Raw genomic sequence first — 19,772 nt, forward strand, 5'->3', positions numbered from 1 at the left:
GGGGCGCACCGCATGTCGATTTCTCCCGGACGGCTCCGACCTAGGAGCAGTGACCACGAGCAGGAGGACTTCGATGGAGAGTGTGACGTCTGCGGACGGTACGGCGATCGCATACGAGCGACTGGGCAGAGGCGAACCGGTGATCCTGGTACCGGGGGCACTGTGTGACCGGAATGCGCTCAAGCCGCTGGCGCTTGCGTTGGCCGGTGAGTTCGACCTGATCACCTACGACCGGCGCGGGCGCGGTGACTCCGGCGACGAGACGCCGTACGCGGTGGAGCGTGAGGTGGAGGACATTGCCGCACTGTTTGCCGCGATCGGCGGTCGGGCAGCGATCTACGGGCACTCGTCCGGTGCCGGGCTGGTAGCGGTTGCTGCGAGCAGCGGGTTGCCGTTCAGCAAGGTGGTGCTGCACGAGCCGCCGTACGGGCCGGATGACGTCGACTCCAGTGAGGACGGCGCACAGGTCCTCGAACTCCTGAAGGAGGGGCGCAATCACGAGGCGGTCGAGCGGTTCCTGCTGATGGCCGGTGTGCCGATGTCAGAGGCCGTTGAGCTCGCTGCTGCGCCCGGTATCGCCGAGCTGGCGCCCACGCTCGCCTACGACTTCGCTGTGATGGACTATGGCGCTCCCGGTGGGCGGTTGCCGGTCGAACTACTGGCGAACATCGCCCAGCCCACTTTGGTGCTGGCCGGAACCGCCTCACCGCCGTTCATGATCGACGCCGGCTATCGCGTCGTGAAGCAACTCCGGGCGGCCGCGCTGATCGAACTCGCCGACCAGAACCACGTCGTACCGCCGGAGTTCCTCGCACCCGTGCTGCGGGCGTTCCTGCAGGGCGGGGTCAGTCGACGATGATCTCGATCGACACCTTGTCCGCGTAGAACGCCACGTGGTCGCGGATGTCGGCGACCGCGTCGTACGGCTGCTCGTAGGTCCAGACCGCGTTCACACCGGCCTCGCCCGCGGGCAGGATGCTGTAGTACGACGCGTCGCCCTTGTACGGGCAGTACGTCGAGTGCTCGGTGCGCTCGAGCAGGGTGAAGTCGACGTCGTCCCGGGGGACGTACTGCACCGCCGGGTACGTCGACTCCTGCAGGGAGAGCGCATCGCGGGTGTCTGCGAGCACCTGGTCGCCGAGCTTCACCACTACTCGGTCCGGGTTCTTCGCGACTGTGATCGGGTGGTCCGGGCCTGGGATCTTCCGCGTCTTGTCCGCCATAACCCCTGCCAACCACCTGGCGGCCGACTGCATTCCCTAGGACTGCTCGAGCTCCACGACCAGGCAGGGGCCACCGTCGAAGGCGCCGCCGTCGATACCGAGCACCAGACCGTCGGCGTACAGGTGTGGGCCGGTGAGGAACTCGGGGGAGATATGCAGCATGTCGGCGACGATGCTGTGGCCGTGCACGATCCGCCGGCCGCCGAGGGCCTGGAGCATGATTCGAGCCACCTCGGGGCCGCTCTCACCCCGGAACGCGTAGCGCGACGTCAGCCGGCGCCAGATCTCCCACCAGACCACGATGTCGTCGGAGTGCAGGTCGGCGCGGGCGCGGGTGTTGATCTGGTCGAGCGTGTCACCCCAGTCGACGTACTCGGCCGTGTCGGAGTGCATCAGCAGGTGGTCGGCGTCCAGGGCGAGTAGCGGCTGCTCGAGCAGCCAGGCGACGTCGTCGTCAGTGAACAGCTCCTGGTCGCGGTCCTGGCCACCGTTCAGTGCCCAGGAGCGCTCGAAGCTGCGGCTGGTGATGCCCTCGTGCGGGACGAAGGTGTCGCCGAACTTGCGCATCCCCAACGCGAGGATCTCGTGGTTGCCCAGCAGCACATTGACCGCACCGGCTGGCGCCTGGTCGACCAGACCGCGGACGTAGCGCAGCGCGCCGATGCCGTCCGGGCCGCGGTCGAAGAAGTCACCGAGCACCCACAGCCGCGCGTCCGTGTCCGACCAGTTGCCTTCGGCATCGGCCAGCCCCGCTGCCAGCAAGGACTCCTTCAGCTTCTCCGGGTGCCCATGAATGTCGCTGACGGCGAAAACGCGCGTCATGTCAGCCCCGAATCGTCAGCACGATCAGTACGACGTTCAGCGCGGTGACGGCGGTTGCTACCAGGCATGCGGCGAGAGTAGTCGCTTTGCGGTTGACGAGGTGGCCCATGACGCGCCGGGACGCGGTCAACCGGACCAGCGGCCACAGTGCACACGGGATGCCGAAGCTCAGGACCACCTGGGACACCACCAGCGCGCGGCTGGGGTCGATGCCGATCGCCAGGATCACCAGCGCCGGGATGAGCGTGATGAGGCGGCGGACCGTCAGCGGGACCTTGCGCTGCCAGAACCCGTCCAGGATGACGGAACCGGCGTACGTGCCGACCGAGGACGAAGCGAAGCCGCTGGCGAGCAGGGCGAGTGCGAAGAGCAGTGCGGAGAAATGACCGAGCCGGTCGCCGATGGCTGCGTGTGCAGCATCCAGTGAGTCGGCGCCGGTCCCACTGAGCGCGGCGGCAGCCAGAACGACCATGGCGAGGTTGACCGCACCGGCCAGCGCCATGGCGACGGCTACGTCGGTGCGGGTCGCGCGCAGAACGCGGTTCTTGCCCGCAGTGGAGCGAATCGTCTTCCAGTGCCGGTCCGTGACGAGTGCGCCGTGCAGCCAGATCGCATGCGGCATCACGGTCGCACCGAGCATGCCGGCCGCCAGCACCAGCGACTGCACGCCGTCCAGCCGCGGCACCAGCCCACCGATCACACCGGACGCGGACGGCTGCGACTGGACCGTCGAGACCACGAAACCGATCAGAACGACGGCCAGCAGCCCGATGATCACAGCCTCGAACGGCCGTTGCCCGCGCTTGGACTGGTAGATCAGCAGCCCGAACGAGACCACACCGGTGATCACACCACCCAGCAGCAACGGGATCCCGAACAGCAGATTCAGCGCGATCGCCCCGCCGACCACCTCGGCCAGGTCAGTGGCGATCGCCACCAGCTCAGCCTGCGCCCACAGCCCGGTCGACGTGGACCGGCGGAAGTGGTCGCGGCACAACTGCGGCAGCGTCCGCCCGGTCGCGATACTCGCTTTTGCCGCCAGATACTGCACCAAAACGGCCATCAGGTTCGCCCCGACGACCACCCAGCACAGCAGATACCCGTACGTCGCCCCGGCCGCGATGTTGGTCGCGAAGTTCCCCGGATCGACATAGGCGACCGCCGCCACGAACGCCGGTCCGAGCAGCAAGAGCCCGGACCGGTTCAACTGCCGCCTCAGTGGCGCCGGTGCATACATGAGAGAAGTCTCTACGACAGCGCCGACAGCGCAACCTTTGTGCCTGCTTTGAGACCTGAGTCTCAGGCCCAGGAGAAGTGCACTTCGAGCGACACCTCGACGGAATGGTCGCCGGGGGTGATGTTGATCGAGGCGGCGTCGAAGGCCTTGGCCGCACCGGCCGCCATGGCCACCTCACGGATGGGGGCGTGGCTGTAGGTCTCACTGATCGCAGTGACCGAGCCGAGCGAATACCCGGCCAGATGAGCGAGCTCGGTGCCCTTTTCCTGGGCCTGGCGGAAGGCCAGCTCCCGGGCACGAGTCAACAGCGCAGACTTGTCCTGTACGTCGAACTGCAGCGACTGGAGCCCCAGACTGTTGCCGGCTGCTTCCACGGCCGCGTTGAGCAGAGTGCCGAAGCCGGTGAGGTCTCTGGTGGTCACGGTGAGCTGGTGGGAGCCGCGGAACGCCGCAGCGGTCCCCGGTTCGCGGTACTCCTGGTAGACGTTGACTGTCGTCGTACCGATGTCGGACTCGTCCAGCCCCTGCCCGCGCAGCGCTGCGATCACAGCGTCCGTGCGCTCGGCCACCTGGGCGACGGCGGCGGCCACGTCCGGTGCGACGTGTTCGACACTCAAGGACACCCGCAGTACGTCGGGCGCCGTGCTGACCTGACCTGATCCGACAACCGTTACCCCAGTTTCCATGGCAGTTAGTCTGACACTTCCCTGCGGGCAACGGAGTCTGCTCAGCTGGTGTCATGCGTAGCCGACTCGTCATTGCCACGGTGCTCGCCGGTCTCCTGCTCACCGGCCTCAGCACTGCCGAAGCCACCGGACGGGATGACGCCGTCACTCGGGCGTTCACCGCCACCAATCGCAGTACGGCGTGGACCCAGGTCGCACGCATCCCGCTGCGCTTCCCGACGTACCACCCGCAGGGCTTTGCCCTGGTCGGCGATCTGATCTTCCTGTCGAGCGTGGAGGTCCTGGAGGCGCCGGTGAAGTATCCGGTGCCTGTTGACGGCTACGACCGTTCACCGGGTAAGGGCATCGGCCACTTGTTCGTCCTGGGCCGACAGGGCAACCTGAAGAAGGACATCCGCCTCGGCGAAGGTACGGCGTACCACCCGGGCGGTATCGACTTCGACGGACGTGACGTGTGGATCCCGGTCGCGGAGTACCGGCCCAACTCGCGAGCGATCGTGTACACAGTCGACCCGAAGACCTACCGCGTCACCGAGCGCTTCCGTGCCAACGACCACGTCGGCGGGGTGGTCCGCGACCGCACGACCGGACAGGTTCACGGAGTCAGCTGGGGCTCGCGCACTCTCTACAACTGGACTCCGACCGGCCACCGCCTCGAACGGGTCGCCAACGAGAGCCACCTGCTCGACTACCAGGACTGCGACTACGTCTCCCGCGGCAAGCAGCTCTGCGGCGGAGTCACCAGCCTCCCCGGTCCCAAGGGCTCCTACGACCTGGGCGGCCTCGCACTCCTCGACCTGCGCAGCAACCGCATCCTGCACGAGATCCCCTTCCCCTACTTCTCCCCGACCGGCCACAACGCCACCCGCAACCCGGTAGCCCTGGAAACCACCGCTGGCAAGCTTCGCCTCTACACCGCTCCTGACGACGGTGAAGACGCGACCGGTACCGAGATCCAGGTCTACGAGTCACCCATCAGCTAGCTCTGGGGATGATGCGGGCCGGGATGTTGTGCAAGTGGCACAGCGACAGCAGAGCGGTGCCGTCGATGAGCTGGAGCGGCTTGCCGGTGGCGAACTGGTAGCTGGTGGGTCCGAAGCCGCTAGTGGTGATGAGGATGCCTTTGGTGGCACCGGCGTCGAGGACAGTGCCGAAGAGGTCGCGGACGGCGGAGGGCGGCACAGTGCGCGTCCAGAGCTTGGCCTGGACGACGAACTTGCCGCCCGTGATCGGGCGCGGGTCGTACGCGACGCAGTCGATGCCGCCGTCGGTACCCAGCCGGAAGAGGCGGGTCTCGAGGCCCATGCGGGTCAGAAGGTTCTGGACCAGGTGCTCGAAGGACTCCGGGCTCAGGTCCAGCAGGTTGGGCCGGCTGTCGATCTCGCTGAGCACGTCGATCGGCTCGACCGTGCGTGGGTCGGCCAGGTCGAAGTCCAGCACCGGCTCGACCGGCTGCAGCTCCTCCGGGTGCCGTGACACCTCAGCAGCGAAGTAGTGGCGCACACAGGCGACTGGGTCGAGCTGGTCGAGCACCAGCGCCTGGAACTGCTCACGCGTTGCCCGCAACGTGATCAGGCACGGCCGGACGGTCTGCCCGGTCGGCAGGTCCACCGACTCGACCATGCCGTTGAAGACCACGGTGTCGACGACGCCGTACCGGTCGCTGCCGAAGACGAGGTGCAGCGCGCGCAGTGCGAGCTGGGCGACCAGCTGCTGGTAGAGCAGCCGCACCTCTTTCTCCGGACGCGGTACGGCGACCACCGCGTCGGCCACGCGGTCATACCGGTACGACGCCTCAGCCGGTACGACGCTCATGTCCGGGAGATCCCACTCGATCGCCAGCAACGTGGACTCGGGCACATAGCCGACCCGGCGCCGGCGTGGGAAGTCCAGTGGTTCGGTCACTCGCTCCAGCGCCTTGGTGAAGTACCGGGTCACCGCAGCGCGGTCGCGGCTCTCCACTGCACGCTGGTACGCATCGACGCGCGCGTGCTGCTCAGCGGTCGCCTCGTCCAGCCGGCGCTGCTGCTCGACCTGCTCCCGCTGTGCACGGGCCACCCGGTCGCGGCGGTTCTCCTCGGCGGCCCGGTGCCGCTCGATCGCCTCCGCGAACCGGTCCTCGGCCGCGGCCAGCCGCCGCGCGTACCGACGCTCGGTGCCCCACCAGCGGAACGGGCCGGGTGCCTGGGGCAGGAACGCGTCCCAGACGGGTCCGGGACGCGCGGTCAGATCTGCTGCCGACACAGTGGGCGGAGCACGCCGGGGCGCGCGTTTGAGGGTCTGCAGATCGGTGCCGTGCACATCGATCGCGAGTGTGCTCGCCAGGACGTTGCCCAGGTCTCGGACGCGTTCGCTCACCGCAGCGGTCCGTTGTGCCGCTTCGGCGGTACGCCCGGGCGGACGGTCGCTGCGGTGCTGACCTTCGGCGGATCGGCCCATCGCCTCACACCTCTCCCAACCACTGTAACGGTCCAATGACGCAGCGCTACCGATGTGACGGAGAGTTGGTACGGACATTGCTTGCCGTCCACCCCCTGTTTCCTGCCGCACGTGCGGTTGCAGACGCATCTGACCGGGGCGACGATGACAGGCATGAGCCTGCCTTCCTACGCCTCCGGGATCTCCGACGTACCGTTGCTGGGCGAAACGATCGGCGCCAACCTGAGACGGACGGTCGAGCAGTACGGCGACCGGGACGCGCTGGTGGAGGTGCAGAGCGGCCGGCGCTGGACGTACGCCGAACTGGGTGCCGAGGTGGACCGGGTCGCGAAGGGTCTGCTGGCGCGGGGGATCGCCAAGGGTGACCGGGTCGGCATCTGGGCGCCGAACTGCGCGGAGTGGACCATCACGCAGTACGCGACCGCCACGGTCGGCGCCATCCTCGTGAACATCAATCCGGCGTACCGGACGCACGAGCTGGCCTATGCGCTCAACCAGTCCGGTGTGCGGCTGCTGATCTCGGCCACCGAGTTCAAGACCAGCAACTACCGAGCCATGGTCGATGAGGTGCGCCCGGACTGCGCTGCGCTCGAGGAGACCGTCTACATCGGCACTGGCGACTGGGACAGCCTGCGCGACGCAGCTGACCGAGTGAGCGACGCGGAGCTGCAGCAGCGCACTGAGGAGCTGTCCTTCGACGACCCGATCAACATCCAGTACACCAGCGGCACAACGGGCTTCCCGAAGGGCGCAACGCTCAGCCACCACAACATCCTCAACAACGGCTTCTTCGTCACCGAGACGATCGCCTTCACCGCAGAGGACCGCTTGTGTGTTCCTGTGCCCTTCTATCATTGCTTTGGCATGGTGATGGCCAACCTGGGCTGCACAACGCACGGTGCGTGCATGGTGATCCCCGGTCCGGCGTTCGACCCCGCTGCGACACTGCAGGCTGTGCAGGACGAGCGGTGTACGGCGCTGTACGGCGTACCGACGATGTTCATCGCCGAACTGGGGCTACCGAACTTCGCCGACTACGACCTGTCCACACTGCGCACTGGGGTGATGGCCGGGTCGCCATGTCCGGTTGAGGTGATGAAGCGGTGTGTGGCCGACATGCACATGGCCGAGGTGGCCATCTGTTACGGCATGACCGAGACGTCGCCGGTGTCCACGCAAACCCGGCGTGACGACGACCTGGACCGCCGTACGTCGACTGTCGGGCGAGTGATGCCGCATGTCGAGGTGAAGCTCGTGGACCCGGCCACTGGTCTGGTGGTCGAGCGCGGTGAGACAGGGGAGCTGTGCACGCGCGGCTACTCCGTCATGCTCGGCTACTGGGATGAGCCCGAGAAGACGGCCGAGGCGATCGATCAGGCGCGCTGGATGCACACCGGCGACCTCGCGGTGATGCGTGACGACGGCTACGTGAACATCGTCGGCCGGATCAAGGACATGGTCATCCGCGGCGGCGAGAACGTGTACCCGCGCGAGATCGAGGAGTTCCTCTACACGCACCCGGCGATCGCCGACGTGCAGGTGATCGGCGTACCGGACGAGCGGTACGGCGAGGAGCTCTGCGCGTGGATCAAGCTCAAGCCGGGCGCGGACCCGCTCGACGCCGATGCCGTCCGCGAGTTCGCCACCGGCAAGCTGGCCCGCTTCAAGATCCCCAAGTACGTGCTGCTGGTCGACGACTTCCCGATGACGGTCACCGGAAAGATTCGGAAGGTCGAGATGCGCGAGAAGTCGCTCGGCCTGCTCGGACTGTCGTGACCACGGCACCTAGCGCGAAGGCTGCGCCGAGCACGCTCACGCCGCTCCAGCCCGCGCGGGCGTAGAGCCAGGTCGACGCGATCGCGCCCAGGCCGCTGCCGAGCGAGTAGAAGACCATGTAGCCGCCGATCAGGCGGCTGCCTGCGTCCGGGCGGAGTGGGTAGATGCGGCTCTGGTTGGTGACGTGGATCGCCTGTACGGCGAGGTCCAGTACGACGGCGCCGATCGCCAGCGCCACCAGTGAGCTGGGTGTCCAGGCGATCACCAGCCAACTCGTTGCCAACAGCATCGAAGCGGTCACGGTCACCAGTTGGCCGTGACCGCGGTCCGCGAGCCGACCGGCCGGGCCCGCGGCCAAGGCGCCGGCCGCGCCGATCAGGCCGAAGGCGCCGATCTCCGCGTGTGACAAGCCTTTCGCGGTCAATGGCAGCGCAACCGAACTCCACAGCGTGCTGAACGACGCGAAGACGAAGAACGCGCGGATGGCGGTGTTGCGGAACAACGGCTCGTCGCGCCACAGACCAACAGTCGAGCGGAGCAGAGCGCCGTACGAGAGGTTGGGTTTCGGTTGTGGCGGGGAGCGGAAGAGGGTCGCGGCTATCAGTAGGGACAGTCCGCACGCCACCAGGTAGACCGTGCGCCAGCCGGCGAGATCAGTCAGTACGCCGGATGCTGTCCGCGCGAGGAGGATTCCGAGGACCACGCCGGTGGTGATCGTGCCGACGGTACGGCCGCGCTCGGCGGGTGCGCTCAGGGAGGCACCGAAGGCGACCAGGGACTGGGTGACCACGGCGAGGGTGCCGACGGCGGCGAGGCCGATCAGGAGCATCGCGGCGTTGCGAGCGATGCCGACGAGGAGCAGGGCGGCCGCGAGTAACACCAGTTGCCAGCGGATCAAGCGTCGTCGGTCGAGGCGATCGCCCAACGGGACAAGGAAGAACAGGCCGAAGCCGTAGCCGATCTGGGTCACGGTGACGAACAGGCCGACCGTGGCTGGGGACAGGCCGAGCTCCGTGCCCATGGTGACGAGCAGGGGTTGCGCGAAGTAGATCGTGGCGACCGAGACCCCGGCCGCGACCGCGAGGAACAGACGCTGGCGGGCCCCGGCAGAATGGGTTGGTTGCATGTTGCTACCGTAGAGGCGAGTGGTAGCATCTTGCAACCAGGAGGTGCAAGACATGGTCAAGCGGACGCGGTTCGACGACGAGGACTGTCCGGTGGCGCGGTCGGTGGATGCGGTCGGCGACTGGTGGTCGCTGCTGATCGTCCGGGACGCCTTCGACGGCAGTCGTCGGTTCGGTGAGTTCCAGCGGAGTCTGGGGATCGCGAAGAACATCCTCAGTGCGCGTCTGAAACGCCTTGTGGAGCAGGGGATTCTGGACAGCGACTATGCGCTGACAGCGAAGGGTGAGGCGCTGTTTCCGGTGATCGTCGCGCTGCGCCAGTGGGGCGAGGCCTACTCCTTCGAGCCGGGGGAGCCGCACTCCGAGCTGCTGGACAGCCGCAACCACAAGCCACTCAAACCGCTCAAAGTCCACGCTGCCGACGGCCGGGTGGTCACGGCCGCCGACACCGAGGTGCGAAAGCTAGCGGACCGCCGCGAGGGCGGCTGAGTCCTCATCGCCGAAGACGTCTTCTAGACGCTCTGGCGAGTAGTCCAGGTCGATACCGGCCACATCTGCGCCCACTGCGGACTCGATCGCGCCGAGACGACGGGTGGCGCGGTCGCCGGCGTACGTCATCAGTGCGGTCGGGTTGATCTCCGGTGGGAGTTCTGGGGAGTTGTCGAGGGCCCACTGGATCTGGACGAGCGCATGTGGCAGCAGCTCTTCCATGGTGTCGGTGACGACCTTCCAGTTCGACTCGTCGGCGGCCACGTGACGGCGGCAGGTGAAGGTGCCCCAGGCCATGTGGCGACGCTCGTCGTCACCGATCCGGCGGATGAGCTCCTGCATGCCCGGCAGTACGCCGCGCGCCGTACACAGCAGGTTCCATGCGTGGTACCCGGTCAGAGCGAGCGTCCCTTCGACCACGTGGTTGTAGGTGACGGAGGCGCGGACCTGGTTGGCCGGTGACGGGTCGTTGGCCAGTGACTTGAGTGCGACCGGCAGGGCCTCGTAGAAGATCGCCCGGTAGCCCGGATTGGTCTCGACGTACCGGTGCAGGTCCTCAGTGACGCCGATGGCGTCCAGCCAGAGCCGGAAGACCGCAGTGTGCTTGGCCTCCTCGAAACAGAACTGTGTCAGGTACATCTCGTCACCGAACCGGCCCTCTGCTGCCATGGCTTGCAGGAACGGCTGCAGGTCCTCGGTGACCGCCTCTTCGCCGGCGATGAACTGCGAGCAGAGCATCAGGGCGTTGTCTTTGTCGTTGTCGCTCATTTCCTGCCAGTCCACGGCGTCCTGGCTGAAGTCGATGTCGCGCGGGTTCCAGAACTTGCGGTTGCCCTTGTCGAACAGCCGCAACGGCAGTGCGTCCCAGTTGAAGCCACCTGACTTCAGCGAGTTGAAACCCTGCCTGTGCAACGCATTCGTCATCACTGCCTCCTGGACTCGACTAGACGGTGCTGGCTCAAGAACGGACTGAGCACGCGAGCCAGCTGCGCAGCCACAGCGTCCGGTGGGGGGCCGGGGGTGACGATGTGGCTCAGGACAACGCGCAGTGCGATGTCCACACAGCTGGTCGCGTCCTCTGGCGGCACCTCAGGCCAGTGCTCACGGACGTGGGCGTCCAGCGCCTGGTGACTCACCTCCAGCAACTGCTGCCCTCGTGTGGTCAGCAGCTGGCTGGCCTGGTCCGATCCCGGCTGTCCCAGCATCGCCTTCACCAGCGGGTTCTCCCCGGCCAGTGCGAGCGCCCGCTCGACCGCGGCCTGCAAACCGGCGATCGGCTCGGACTCTGCAGCGAGTGCTGCGTTCACTTCCAGCAGGAACCGTTCCGTTTCGCGAGTGGTGACCGCCTGCAGCAGTCCCCACTTGTCGCTGAACTCGTTGTAGACGGTCTGCCGAGAGACTCCGGTACGCCGAGCCACCTCGGCCATCCGGAGTCCGTCGTACCCGCCGGCGACGATCGCGTCGTACGCAGCATCCAGCAGCTCGTCACGCAGCCGCCGCTTGGTTCGGTCCGCGAACGAGTCCATGTCCCTGATGGTTTACAAAAGCGTCGCAGGTGTCAAGAGGTCGGACAAACACTCACTAACTGTCAAGTGAGGAGAAGTGCGTCGCGTCGCCGGTGCGCGGCGTACTGCGGACACCGTCGATGCTCACCGGTACGTCGCCCGCCAGGGTGATGCGGTGCAGTCGCCGCGGCTGGTCGTCGTAGTCGGCGACTCCGTAGTGCTGGGTCGCGCGGTTGTCCCAGATCGCGAGGTCACCCGGCTGCCACTGCCAGCGGACGGTGTTGTCGAGATTCGTGATCCGGTTCTGCAACAGCTGGAATAGTGCGGTCGTTTCGGACGACGTGAGGCCGACGAAGCGCCGTACGAAGTGACCGAGCACCAGGGAGCGCTCACCGGTCTCCGGGTGCACGCGGACGACCGGGTGCTCGGTTTCGAACAGCTGTGAGACGAACTGCTTGCGGTGCGTCTCGACCTTCACGTCCACGCCGCCGATCCGCACCTCATCGGCCGCACCGGCGTAGTCGTACACGTTGCTGTGCACAGCCCAGAGCCGGTCAACCAGCGCCTGCAGCGCTGCGGGGAGCCCCGCGTACGCCGCAACTGTGTTCGCCCACGTGGTTGCGCCGCCGTACGGCGGGAGGGTGACCGCACGCAGGAGGCTGATCGCGGGGACCCGGTCGACGAACGTGACGTCGGTGTGCCAGCTGTTGGCCTTGCCGTAGTCGGAGTCGATGGGCAGCACGTTCGCCGCGCCGTCGAGACTCTTCGAGGTCGGGTGCGCCAGAGTCGGCGTACCGAGCAGTTTGGCGAAGGCGAGCTGGCCGGCGTCGTCCAGCTCATGCTGGTCGCGGAAGAAGATCACCTTGTGGTCGAGCAGGGCCTGCCGGATCGCGGCCACCGTCTCCGGGGCGAGATCGCCGCCGAGCTGGACGTTGCCGATCACGGCGCCGATCGCGCCGCCGGCCTTGGTCACGGTGATCTCGGGAGCTTCGAGCTGAGCGGTCATGGTTCCTCCTGTGGGGTTAATATCCATAATCCAACTGAATTAATAGACTTATCGGCCGTTTCGGGATGCGAGACCGGGCTGTCGGCGGCAGGACGTAGGGTTGGGGACGTGTCAACCGCCGAGATCCGACCCGCTCCCGCGACTTTCGACGTACCGGAACTCGTGGTCGGGTTCGACCTGGACATGACGCTGATCGACTCGCGGCCGGGGATCCAGCTGGTCTGGGACCTGCTCGCCGCCGAGACCGGCGTCCCCATCGACTCCGAGCTCGTGGTGAGCCGGCTCGGGCCGCCGCTGACCTGGGAGATGGCGAACTGGTTCCCCCCGGAGCAGGTCGACGCGATGGTCACGCGGTACCGCGAGCACTACCCCTCGCACGCGATCACCGGCAGCCTGCCGCTGCCCGGGGTGGCCGAGTCACTGGCTGCCATCCGGGCCCTGCGCGGGCGGACGATGGTGGTCTCGGCCAAGCACACGCCGTCTGTGCGGCTGCACCTGGAGCACCTCGGGCTGGACGTCGACGAACCGGTCGGTGACCTGCACGGAGCCGAGAAGGGTACGGCGCTCCGCGAGCACCAGGCGGGCATTTTCGTCGGGGACCACACCGCGGATATCGACGGCGCGCAGGCGGCCGGCGCGGTTGCGGTGGCGGTCGCGACCGGGCCGTTCACGGCTGACGAACTGCGGGCGTACGGCGCGGACGTCGTACTGAACGATCTGACCGAGTTCCCGGCTTGGCTCGAGGCGTATGTGCTCGAGCAGCGACTGGAAGCGCTGATGAAGCGGTTGTCGAGCTACGACAAGCTGGTCGTCGCGTTCAGCGGTGGCGCCGACTCGGCGTTCCTGCTGGCGGCCGCGGCCCGGGCGATCGGCCCGGCCAACGTGGTCGCCGCGACGGCGATCTCGCCGAGCCTCCCGGACGCGGAGCTGGAGCCGGCCGCGCGATTCGCCGACGCGCTCGGCGTCCGGCACGTGACGCCGCACACGCACGAGATGGACCGTGAGGGCTACCAGGCCAACGCGGGGGATCGCTGCTACTTCTGCAAGGCCGAGCTGGTCGAGACCCTGCAGCCGATCGCCGACGAGTTCGGGATCACCGCGATCGCGACCGGGACGAACGCCGACGACGCGATCGCCGGGTTCCGGCCCGGGATCCGGGCCGCGCACGAGCGGGGTGCGATCACCCCGCTGAAGGACGCGCGGCTGACCAAGGCGCAGATCCGCGAGGCCTCCCGCAGTTGGGGGCTGGCGACCTCGGACAAACCGGCCGCGGCCTGCCTGTCCAGCCGGATCGCGTACGGCATCCGCATCACGCCGAATCTGCTGGCCCGGGTCGATCGGGCCGAGGCGGCGATCCGGTCGCAGTTGGCGGCGTACGGGCTGCAGAACGTGCGCGTCCGCGATCTGGGCGAGGCGGCGAGTATCGAGATCGATCACGAGCTGATCGCCCGGGTGGACCATCAGGAGCTGGTGGATGCGGTCATGGCCGAAGGGTTCACCGCGGCCCGGGTCGATCCGCGCGGGTTCCGGTCCGGTTCGATGAACGAGCGGCTGAAGGATCCCGACAAGTACCGCTGATTTCTCACGGGCGCTGCGGCGCTCGGTCACGTACCCTGGGTAGCCGGTCGGGCCGCCCGCCCGTTGCAGTTCTTCCGACGATTGACTCCGAAGAGGTTCCCGTGCCCGTTGGCAAGGTCAAGTGGTATGACTCCGAGAAGGGGTTCGGCTTCCTCAGCAAGGAAGAGGGCGGTGACGTCTACGTCCGCGCCGAGGCGTTGCCGGCCGGAGTGACCAACCTCAAGCCCGGCCAGAAGGTCGAGTTCGGTGTCGTCGAGGGCCGCAAGGGTGAGCAGGCCCTGCAGGTCCGGCTGATCGACCCGCCGCCGTCGGTGGCCAAGGCGATGCGGCCGAAGCCGGAGGAGATGCAGCTCGTCATCGAGGACCTGATCAAGCTCCTCGACAACCTCGGCGAGAACTACCGCCGCGGCCGCCAGCCCGACGGCAAGGCAGCCCGCCAGGTCGCGACCGTCCTGCGCGGTGTCGCGGACAAATTGGACGTTTAGTCGATCCGGGCCTGGATGCCGTCGAGGACGGTGTCCAGGCCGTCGCTGAATCCGTCGGTGCCGAAGTCGATCTCCAGCTCCTGCGGATGCTGCATCCCGGCCGCGGTCGCGGGGAACCGGTCCTCGGTCGCCAGAAACGCCAGCCGCTGGGCGTAGAGCCGGTCGGCCGCCGCGGACTCCTCGGGTGACTTCGTGAACTGGTGAACGGTGAGCTGGACAGCGCCGCGGACGTAGATGTTCACCAGCAACATCGCGGACAACTTCTCGCCTGCTGTCAGCTTGGTGTCGTGGAACGCCTGCAGCGCCGACTCCATCCAGCCCAGCTGGTTGGGTGACAACGGCGGCTCGGACACCGGCACCTGCAGAACCCAGGGGTGCGCGCGCAATCCGTCGCGGAACGCCTCCGCCCACGACTTCATCCGGCTCCGCCAATCCTCGCCGTACAGGATCGGGGCCTCGCCGAAGGCGTACTCGAGCATGACCGTGTAGAGGTCGTCCTTCGAGTCGACGTACCGGTACAGCGACATCGTCGTGAAGCCGAGCGCGGACGCCACCTTGCTCATCGACACCGCCGGCAGCCCGCCCGCGTCGGCCAGCTTGACCGCGGCCGCGCCGATATCGCTCAGCTGGAACGTCGGCTTCGGCCCCGGCCGTGCCGGTCCCTCGAGACCCCACAGCTGCTCCAGCACGCGCGGTAGCTCCATGTCCTGACCCTCTCTCCGATCCGACTGTTTACATCATAGACAGATGTCACTATGGTTTGTGTATGCCGCACACTGTGTGCGGCGTAGACAGATCTTCTGGAGGGGTTATGAGTACGACGGAACGGGCCGGGCGCAAGGAGTGGATCGCGCTCGGCGTGCTCGCACTGCCGCTGTTGCTGGTCTCGATGGATGTCTCGGTGCTGTACTTCGCCGTTCCGTACATCTCGGCCGATCTCGGGGTGAACGCGACCGAGCAGCTGTGGATCTTCGACATCTACGGGTTCGTGCTGGCCGGGCTGCTGATCACGATGGGCTCGCTCGGTGACCGGATCGGCCGGCGCCGGCTGCTGATCTTCGGGGCGGTCGCGTTCGGGCTCGCCTCCGTGGTGGCGGCGTACGCGCAGAACCCGGAGCAGCTGATCGCCGCCCGGGCGGTGCTCGGGATCGGCGGCGCGACCTTGATGCCGTCGACGCTGGCGCTGATCCGCAACATGTTCCACGACGCCGGTCAGCGACAGAAGGCGATCGCCTTCTGGAGCGCGGTGATGATGGGCGGGATCTCGCTCGGGCCGGTGTTCGGCGGGTTCCTGCTTGAGCACTTCTGGTGGGGCTCGGTGTTCCTCGCGAACATCCCGGCGATGATTCTGCTGCTCATCCTCGCCCCGATCCTGCTGCCCGAGTTCAAGGCGCCGACCGGGGGACGGTTCGACCTTCTCGGCTCGGTGCTGTCATTGGCCGCCGTACTGCCGATCATCTGGGGCATCAAGGAACTGGCTGCGCACGGTACGGCGTCGTTGCCAGTGGTCGCGATCGTCGCCGGGCTGGTCTTCGGCGTACTGTTCGTCCAACGCCAGCGGACTGCGGCGTACCCGATGATCGAGCTCGCGATGTTCCGCAACCGCGCCTTCAGCGGTTCACTCGCCGCCAACACCATCGGCATGGTGGCACTCGTCGGCAACGCGATCTTCATGACCCAGTACCTGCAACTCGTGCAAGGCTTGTCACCCCTGAAGGCCGCCCTCTGGTCGCTCGCCCCCTCAGTAGTCGTCGGCGGCGCAGCTCCGCTGGCAACCACCCTGGCCAAGCGCTTCGACCGTGCCTACGTAACCGGTGGCGCCTTCCTCCTCGCGGCCGGCGGCTTCGCCGTACTGACCCAGGTCCGCGTCGAGTCCTCCCTCGCCGTGATCCTCACCGGCGCCGGCCTACTAGCCGCCGGCCTCGTCATGGTCATGTCCCTGGTCACCGAAGCCATCGTCGGCTCCGTCACCCCCGAACGCGCCGGCTCAGCCTCCGCCGTCATGGAGACCTGCAGCGAATTCGGCGGCGCCCTAGGCATAGCCGTCCTAGGCTCCATCGGCACCGCCGCCTACCGAGCCGACCTCCCCGCCAACGCCATCGCCCCCCTCCGCGAAGGCCTCCCCTCAGCCACAGCCGCCGCCACCCACCTCCCCGGCCCCGCAGCCGAAGCCCTCCTAGCCACGGCCCGCCACGCCTTCACCCACTCCCTCAACACCATCTCGGTCGTAGGCGCCCTCCTCCTCGTAACCACCGCCATCATCACCACCCTCACCCTCCGCCGCACCACCACCCCCGACGCAGCACCCACCACCAGCCCCGCCGACCCCGAGCTAGCCCCCGCCGACCACTAACAGCCGCCCACAACAATCCCCGCCCCACAACAATCCTCGCCCCCGGCAACCCCACCCCCGGCAACCCCAGTTCCACACCAACCCCCGCTCCACACCAACCCCCGCTCCACACCAACCCCCGCCCCCGGCCGCCCCCGCTAACCCCAGCCATGGTTCCAGGCCTGCGTACCCAACAGACGGCCGGAGCGGCGACCAGCCAGCAGGCCACACTGTCGGCCGCATGGTCACCGGCGGTTGATGCGCACCGACCGGGCTAGCGGGGTGGTTCGGGGCGGCGGCGGTTTTCGACGGTGGGGTCTTTGGACCAAGGGGCCTGGTCTTCGAGGGTGTCGTCGGTGTCGTCGTCGGGCTGGCCGCTCCACCACTGGCCGACCGGCTGGCCAGTGGTTGGTACTTCGATGGTCGGCTCGGGGTCGTCGGACTGTTTGGTCCGGTGGGCGCGTTGTTCGGCGATGCTCGTGGTGAGGATCGTCCGCGTCGTACCAGCCTTGGCCGGAGGTTCCGGGGAGCGGGGGCGCGGCCGGGGGCCGCCGACGCCGGGGATGCCGGAGGGCTTCATCCGGACTACGAGGAAGACGGCGAGGAGTAGGACTGCGGCAAGGAAGCCGAAGCCGAGGCGGGGGATGAGCGGGAGCACGATGCCGCAGCCGCCGCCGATCACCCAGGACAGTTGCAGCACAGTCTCCGAGCGGGCGAACACCGACGTACGGACGGATTCCGGAACGTCGCGCTGGATCATCGCGTCCAGCGACAGCTTGCCGAGTGAACTGCACGAACCTGCGATCAACCCAAGCGCGATCAGGATCGGGAATCCGTAGAACACCGCCACGAGGACCGCGATGGTGGCGTCGGCGAGCAGCACGACCAGTACGACGGTCTCGGGTTTTCGGGCCTTGAGCAACGAACCGGCGAGGGTGCCGAGGCTGTTGCCGATGCCGGCTGCGGCGACGACCGCACCGGCCGCGACCGTGCCGTTGATACCGGCGATCGGCTGGTCGCGGAGGAGGAAGGCCAGGTACATCGTGAGGAAGCCGGAGACGAACCGCAGTCCCAGGTTGCAGCGAATACCACGCGCCACGGCTGCGGTGATCGCCTTCCGCCGCATCTCGCGCCCCGCCGTACCGGTCACTTCTTCACCGGCTGGTGAATCAACCGCGGCGGGCAGCCGGATCGCCAGAATCAGACCGACCAGATACACCAGTGCGGCCCACCGCAACGACCACTGCGGCCCGATCGCCGCGAACGCACCCGCGATCCCGGCCCCGACCGTCGCGCCGGCCACACCAGCCAACGAGATCCGCGAGTTGGCCGTGACGAGGGTGATCTCCTTGGGAAGCAGCCGCGGTACGGCGGATGCTCGCGTCACCCCGTAGGCCTTGGACGCGACCAGACAACCCAGCGCGGCCGGGTACAACCAGACCGAACTGCTGTCGGTGATCGACCCAGCCAGCCCCCACACGAGGAACCCGCGCGCACCGAGTGTCGCGCCGATCGCCCACCGCCGGCCGTGTCGGAAGCGGTCCAGGATCGGTCCGATCAGCGGAGCCATCAGCGCGAACGGCGCCATCGTCAGCAGCAGGAACAGTGCGACCCGGTCCCGGGCCTGGTCGCTCGGCACGGTGAAGAACACCGTCCCCGCGAGCGACACCGCGAACGCTGTGTCACCGGCCGCATTCACTGCGCCAAGCTCGATCAGTCGCTGCAACCCCGACTCGCGAGCGCCCTGCGCTCCGGTCAGCCCGCTGATCCGCCGCCCGGTCCACCGGCCGACGGTCCCGCCGACACTCGCCGTCTTCTTCGAAGCCGCCGCAACCCCGGTCGCCCCGACCTTCGAGGCTCGGCCGAACTTGCGCCCCGCCGTACCCAACCGTTCCCGTGCAGCCCCGACCCGCTCACTGGCTGACTTCTTCCCGGTCGCTCCGGCCGCCGTACGGCGGTTGTCCGTGGGGCCGTTCGCCTGCGGACCGCGACCGTCTCGGGCGGCACCGGGCGGCTGGGTGCCGGAGGGTGTCGGCCGGGGGTCGGCGGGGTCTGGCGTCTGCATGCCTCCATCCTGCCTCCTGTGAGGGACAGACCGCAGTCACGGCGCGTTCGTGAGAGCGGTCCGAGCATGCGAGAATGGGCGACCGTGACTGCCCTCAGAACTCCGGAACCTGTGCGCGCCAAGGCCGACGCGGTCTGTGTCGCAGCAGTCGAACCTGCCCGCGAGGCCGCGATCGACGAGGCCGGCGCGGCGCAGATCGGCGAGCACCTCGGTCATCTGGTCGAGGGTGAGCGCCTCGTCACGCACTACTTCGCCTCGGCGCACCCGGGGTACCGCGGCTGGCGCTGGGCGGTCACCGTCACCCGCGCCTCCCGCGCGAAGACGGTCACCGTCAACGAGGTCGTCATGCTCCCCGGCGACGCGGCGATCGTCGCGCCCGAGTGGGTGCCGTGGTCCGACCGCGTCCAGCCCGGCGACCTGCGCCCCGGCGACCTGTTCCCGACGCCCGCCGACGACCCGCGCCTGGAGCCCGGCTTCACCGAGACCGGCGGTCCCGACGACGTTCTCGAGGTCGTCGAAGAGTTGGGCCTCGGTCGCGAGCGCGTGCTGTCGGTGTTCGGCCGTGACGACGCCGCCGAGCGCTGGTCCACCGGTGACTTCGGCCCCACCGCCGCGATCGCCCAGGCCGTCCCCTACAAGTGCAACGGCTGCGGCTACTGGATCCGCCTCGGCGACAGCCTTGGCCGCTCCTTCGGTGTCTGCGCCAACGAGATGGCCCCCGGCGAAGGCCGCGTCGTCGCCTTCGACTACGGCTGCGGAGCCCACTCCGACGCCGTCATCGACCTCGCCGAACCCCCGGTCGCCGACCACGCCTTCGACACCACCGGCTACGACTCCATGGAGCTCGCCACCGACGACGAGGCCGCCGAAGCCGACGCCGTCCACTCCGAGGTGGAAGCCGCCTCGGAACCCACCTCCGACGACGAGGTCACCGAGTCCTAACCCCGGTACGCCGTCCCCGGCGTACCGCACCACGCCCGGCCCACCCATCGGCCGGGCGTTCTG

The 19,772-nt window shown here is 68.0% G+C and carries 19 protein-coding genes; 8 read left to right on the forward strand and 11 right to left on the reverse strand.

The annotated features are described in order from the left end of the window. Positions 1–73 precede the first annotated feature (73 nt). On the forward strand, positions 74–859 hold the full coding sequence (locus ABD231_RS03220) for an alpha/beta fold hydrolase (RefSeq protein ID WP_344144948.1): 786 nt from the start codon (positions 74–76) through the stop codon (positions 857–859). On the opposite strand, the gene ABD231_RS03225 is transcribed toward ABD231_RS03220, so the two are convergent. From ABD231_RS03225 to ABD231_RS03240, 4 genes are all read right to left on the reverse strand, one after another. After that, positions 846–1,223, reverse strand: coding sequence for a DUF427 domain-containing protein (locus tag ABD231_RS03225; protein ID WP_344144950.1), 378 nt, complete (start codon positions 1,221–1,223; stop codon positions 846–848). The two genes, ABD231_RS03220 and ABD231_RS03225, sit on opposite strands and share 14 nt — an antisense overlap. A gap of 36 nt (positions 1,224–1,259) precedes the next feature. Then, complete coding sequence (locus tag ABD231_RS03230; protein WP_344144952.1) at positions 1,260–2,045, reverse strand: metallophosphoesterase; 786 nt, start codon at positions 2,043–2,045, stop codon at positions 1,260–1,262. A 1-nt stretch (position 2,046) separates the two neighbouring features. Continuing rightward, positions 2,047–3,282, reverse strand: a complete 1,236-nt coding sequence (locus tag ABD231_RS03235; RefSeq protein WP_344144954.1) for an Nramp family divalent metal transporter — start codon at positions 3,280–3,282, stop codon at positions 2,047–2,049. Positions 3,283–3,344: 62 nt separating this feature from the next. Further along, positions 3,345–3,968 (reverse strand): SIMPL domain-containing protein, encoded by a 624-nt coding sequence (locus tag ABD231_RS03240; RefSeq protein ID WP_344144956.1) that lies wholly within the window; start codon positions 3,966–3,968, stop codon positions 3,345–3,347. A 53-nt stretch (positions 3,969–4,021) separates the two neighbouring features. Between ABD231_RS03240 and ABD231_RS03245 the strand changes: the two genes are divergently transcribed. Then, entirely contained in the window at positions 4,022–4,951 is a 930-nt protein-coding gene (locus tag ABD231_RS03245; protein ID WP_344144958.1) for a DUF6454 family protein, read from the forward strand. Here ABD231_RS03245 and ABD231_RS03250 read toward each other — a convergent pair. Continuing rightward, positions 4,944–6,326, reverse strand: a complete 1,383-nt coding sequence (locus tag ABD231_RS03250; protein ID WP_344144960.1) for a restriction endonuclease — start codon at positions 6,324–6,326, stop codon at positions 4,944–4,946. The genes ABD231_RS03245 and ABD231_RS03250 overlap by 8 nt on opposite strands. Before the next feature lie 234 nt (positions 6,327–6,560). On the opposite strand from ABD231_RS03250, the gene ABD231_RS03255 reads away from it, so the two are divergent. Then, positions 6,561–8,183, forward strand: coding sequence for an AMP-binding protein (locus ABD231_RS03255; protein ID WP_425554142.1), 1,623 nt, complete (start codon positions 6,561–6,563; stop codon positions 8,181–8,183). Here the strand turns inward: ABD231_RS03255 and ABD231_RS03260 are convergent. Beyond that, a complete protein-coding gene (locus ABD231_RS03260) occupies positions 8,119–9,309 on the reverse strand; it encodes an MFS transporter (protein ID WP_344144962.1) in 1,191 nt (396 codons plus the stop codon). The two genes, ABD231_RS03255 and ABD231_RS03260, sit on opposite strands and share 65 nt — an antisense overlap. Positions 9,310–9,361: 52 nt before the next feature. On the opposite strand from ABD231_RS03260, the gene ABD231_RS03265 reads away from it, so the two are divergent. Further along, positions 9,362–9,796 carry a winged helix-turn-helix transcriptional regulator gene (locus tag ABD231_RS03265; RefSeq protein WP_344144964.1) on the forward strand — a complete coding sequence of 145 codons (435 nt, stop codon included), beginning with the start codon at positions 9,362–9,364 and terminating at the stop codon, positions 9,794–9,796. Here the strand turns inward: ABD231_RS03265 and ABD231_RS03270 are convergent. Genes ABD231_RS03270 through ABD231_RS03280 form a run of 3 tightly spaced genes read right to left on the reverse strand, consistent with a single transcriptional unit; the run spans position 9,770 to position 12,307 of the window. Next, positions 9,770–10,720: a R2-like ligand-binding oxidase gene (locus tag ABD231_RS03270; protein ID WP_344144966.1), complete on the reverse strand. Its 951-nt coding sequence runs from the start codon at positions 10,718–10,720 to the stop codon at positions 9,770–9,772. The genes ABD231_RS03265 and ABD231_RS03270 overlap by 27 nt on opposite strands. Beyond that, the gene (locus ABD231_RS03275; protein WP_344144968.1) at positions 10,720–11,322 is read right to left on the reverse strand and encodes a TetR/AcrR family transcriptional regulator; all 603 of its coding nucleotides are present in this window, start codon (positions 11,320–11,322) and stop codon (positions 10,720–10,722) included. Before ABD231_RS03275 ends, ABD231_RS03270 begins: the two co-directional genes overlap by 1 nt. Before the next feature lie 55 nt (positions 11,323–11,377). Then, positions 11,378–12,307 (reverse strand): TauD/TfdA dioxygenase family protein, encoded by a 930-nt coding sequence (locus tag ABD231_RS03280; RefSeq protein ID WP_344144969.1) that lies wholly within the window; start codon positions 12,305–12,307, stop codon positions 11,378–11,380. A 108-nt stretch (positions 12,308–12,415) separates the two neighbouring features. Here ABD231_RS03280 and larE point away from each other — a divergent pair, with 108 nt between their 5' ends. Together larE and ABD231_RS03290 are read left to right on the forward strand one after the other, a co-directional pair. Further along, a complete protein-coding gene (gene larE / locus ABD231_RS03285; protein ID WP_344144971.1) occupies positions 12,416–13,885 on the forward strand; it encodes an ATP-dependent sacrificial sulfur transferase LarE in 1,470 nt (489 codons plus the stop codon). A 101-nt stretch (positions 13,886–13,986) separates the two neighbouring features. Next, a complete protein-coding gene (locus ABD231_RS03290; RefSeq protein WP_344144973.1) occupies positions 13,987–14,370 on the forward strand; it encodes a cold-shock protein in 384 nt (127 codons plus the stop codon). Here the strand turns inward: ABD231_RS03290 and ABD231_RS03295 are convergent. Continuing rightward, entirely contained in the window at positions 14,367–15,074 is a 708-nt protein-coding gene (locus ABD231_RS03295) for a TetR/AcrR family transcriptional regulator (RefSeq protein ID WP_344144975.1), read from the reverse strand. The two genes, ABD231_RS03290 and ABD231_RS03295, sit on opposite strands and share 4 nt — an antisense overlap. 107 nt (positions 15,075–15,181) lie before the next feature. Between ABD231_RS03295 and ABD231_RS03300 the strand changes: the two genes are divergently transcribed. Continuing rightward, positions 15,182–16,723 carry an MFS transporter gene (locus ABD231_RS03300; RefSeq protein WP_344144977.1) on the forward strand — a complete coding sequence of 514 codons (1,542 nt, stop codon included), beginning with the start codon at positions 15,182–15,184 and terminating at the stop codon, positions 16,721–16,723. A gap of 253 nt (positions 16,724–16,976) precedes the next feature. Here ABD231_RS03300 and ABD231_RS03305 read toward each other — a convergent pair whose 3' ends face one another. Beyond that, positions 16,977–18,767 (reverse strand): MFS transporter, encoded by a 1,791-nt coding sequence (locus tag ABD231_RS03305; protein WP_344144979.1) that lies wholly within the window; start codon positions 18,765–18,767, stop codon positions 16,977–16,979. A gap of 66 nt (positions 18,768–18,833) precedes the next feature. Here ABD231_RS03305 and ABD231_RS03310 point away from each other — a divergent pair, with 66 nt between their 5' ends. Continuing rightward, a complete protein-coding gene (locus ABD231_RS03310) occupies positions 18,834–19,709 on the forward strand; it encodes a DUF3027 domain-containing protein (protein ID WP_425554143.1) in 876 nt (291 codons plus the stop codon). Positions 19,710–19,772 lie beyond the last annotated feature (63 nt).

Origin of the sequence: Kribbella yunnanensis, from assembly GCF_039529655.1 — a bacterium.
Lineage (GTDB): Bacteria > Actinomycetota > Actinomycetes > Propionibacteriales > Kribbellaceae > Kribbella > Kribbella yunnanensis.

Coding starts and splice junctions, on each gene's coding strand:
- ABD231_RS03220 (WP_344144948.1), top strand. CDS start 74: ATGGAGAGTGTGACGTCTGCGGACGGTACGGCGATCGCATACGAGCGA.
- ABD231_RS03225 (WP_344144950.1), bottom strand. CDS start 1,223: ATGGCGGACAAGACGCGGAAGATCCCAGGCCCGGACCACCCGATCACA.
- ABD231_RS03230 (WP_344144952.1), bottom strand. CDS start 2,045: ATGACGCGCGTTTTCGCCGTCAGCGACATTCATGGGCACCCGGAGAAG.
- ABD231_RS03235 (WP_344144954.1), bottom strand. CDS start 3,282: ATGTATGCACCGGCGCCACTGAGGCGGCAGTTGAACCGGTCCGGGCTC.
- ABD231_RS03240 (WP_344144956.1), bottom strand. CDS start 3,968: ATGGAAACTGGGGTAACGGTTGTCGGATCAGGTCAGGTCAGCACGGCG.
- ABD231_RS03245 (WP_344144958.1), top strand. CDS start 4,022: ATGCGTAGCCGACTCGTCATTGCCACGGTGCTCGCCGGTCTCCTGCTC.
- ABD231_RS03255 (WP_425554142.1), top strand. CDS start 6,561: ATGAGCCTGCCTTCCTACGCCTCCGGGATCTCCGACGTACCGTTGCTG.
- ABD231_RS03260 (WP_344144962.1), bottom strand. CDS start 9,309: ATGCAACCAACCCATTCTGCCGGGGCCCGCCAGCGTCTGTTCCTCGCG.
- ABD231_RS03265 (WP_344144964.1), top strand. CDS start 9,362: ATGGTCAAGCGGACGCGGTTCGACGACGAGGACTGTCCGGTGGCGCGG.
- ABD231_RS03270 (WP_344144966.1), bottom strand. CDS start 10,720: ATGACGAATGCGTTGCACAGGCAGGGTTTCAACTCGCTGAAGTCAGGT.
- ABD231_RS03275 (WP_344144968.1), bottom strand. CDS start 11,322: ATGGACTCGTTCGCGGACCGAACCAAGCGGCGGCTGCGTGACGAGCTG.
- ABD231_RS03280 (WP_344144969.1), bottom strand. CDS start 12,307: ATGACCGCTCAGCTCGAAGCTCCCGAGATCACCGTGACCAAGGCCGGC.
- ABD231_RS03295 (WP_344144975.1), bottom strand. CDS start 15,074: ATGGAGCTACCGCGCGTGCTGGAGCAGCTGTGGGGTCTCGAGGGACCG.
- ABD231_RS03300 (WP_344144977.1), top strand. CDS start 15,182: ATGAGTACGACGGAACGGGCCGGGCGCAAGGAGTGGATCGCGCTCGGC.
- ABD231_RS03305 (WP_344144979.1), bottom strand. CDS start 18,767: ATGCAGACGCCAGACCCCGCCGACCCCCGGCCGACACCCTCCGGCACC.
- ABD231_RS03310 (WP_425554143.1), top strand. CDS start 18,834: ATGCGAGAATGGGCGACCGTGACTGCCCTCAGAACTCCGGAACCTGTG.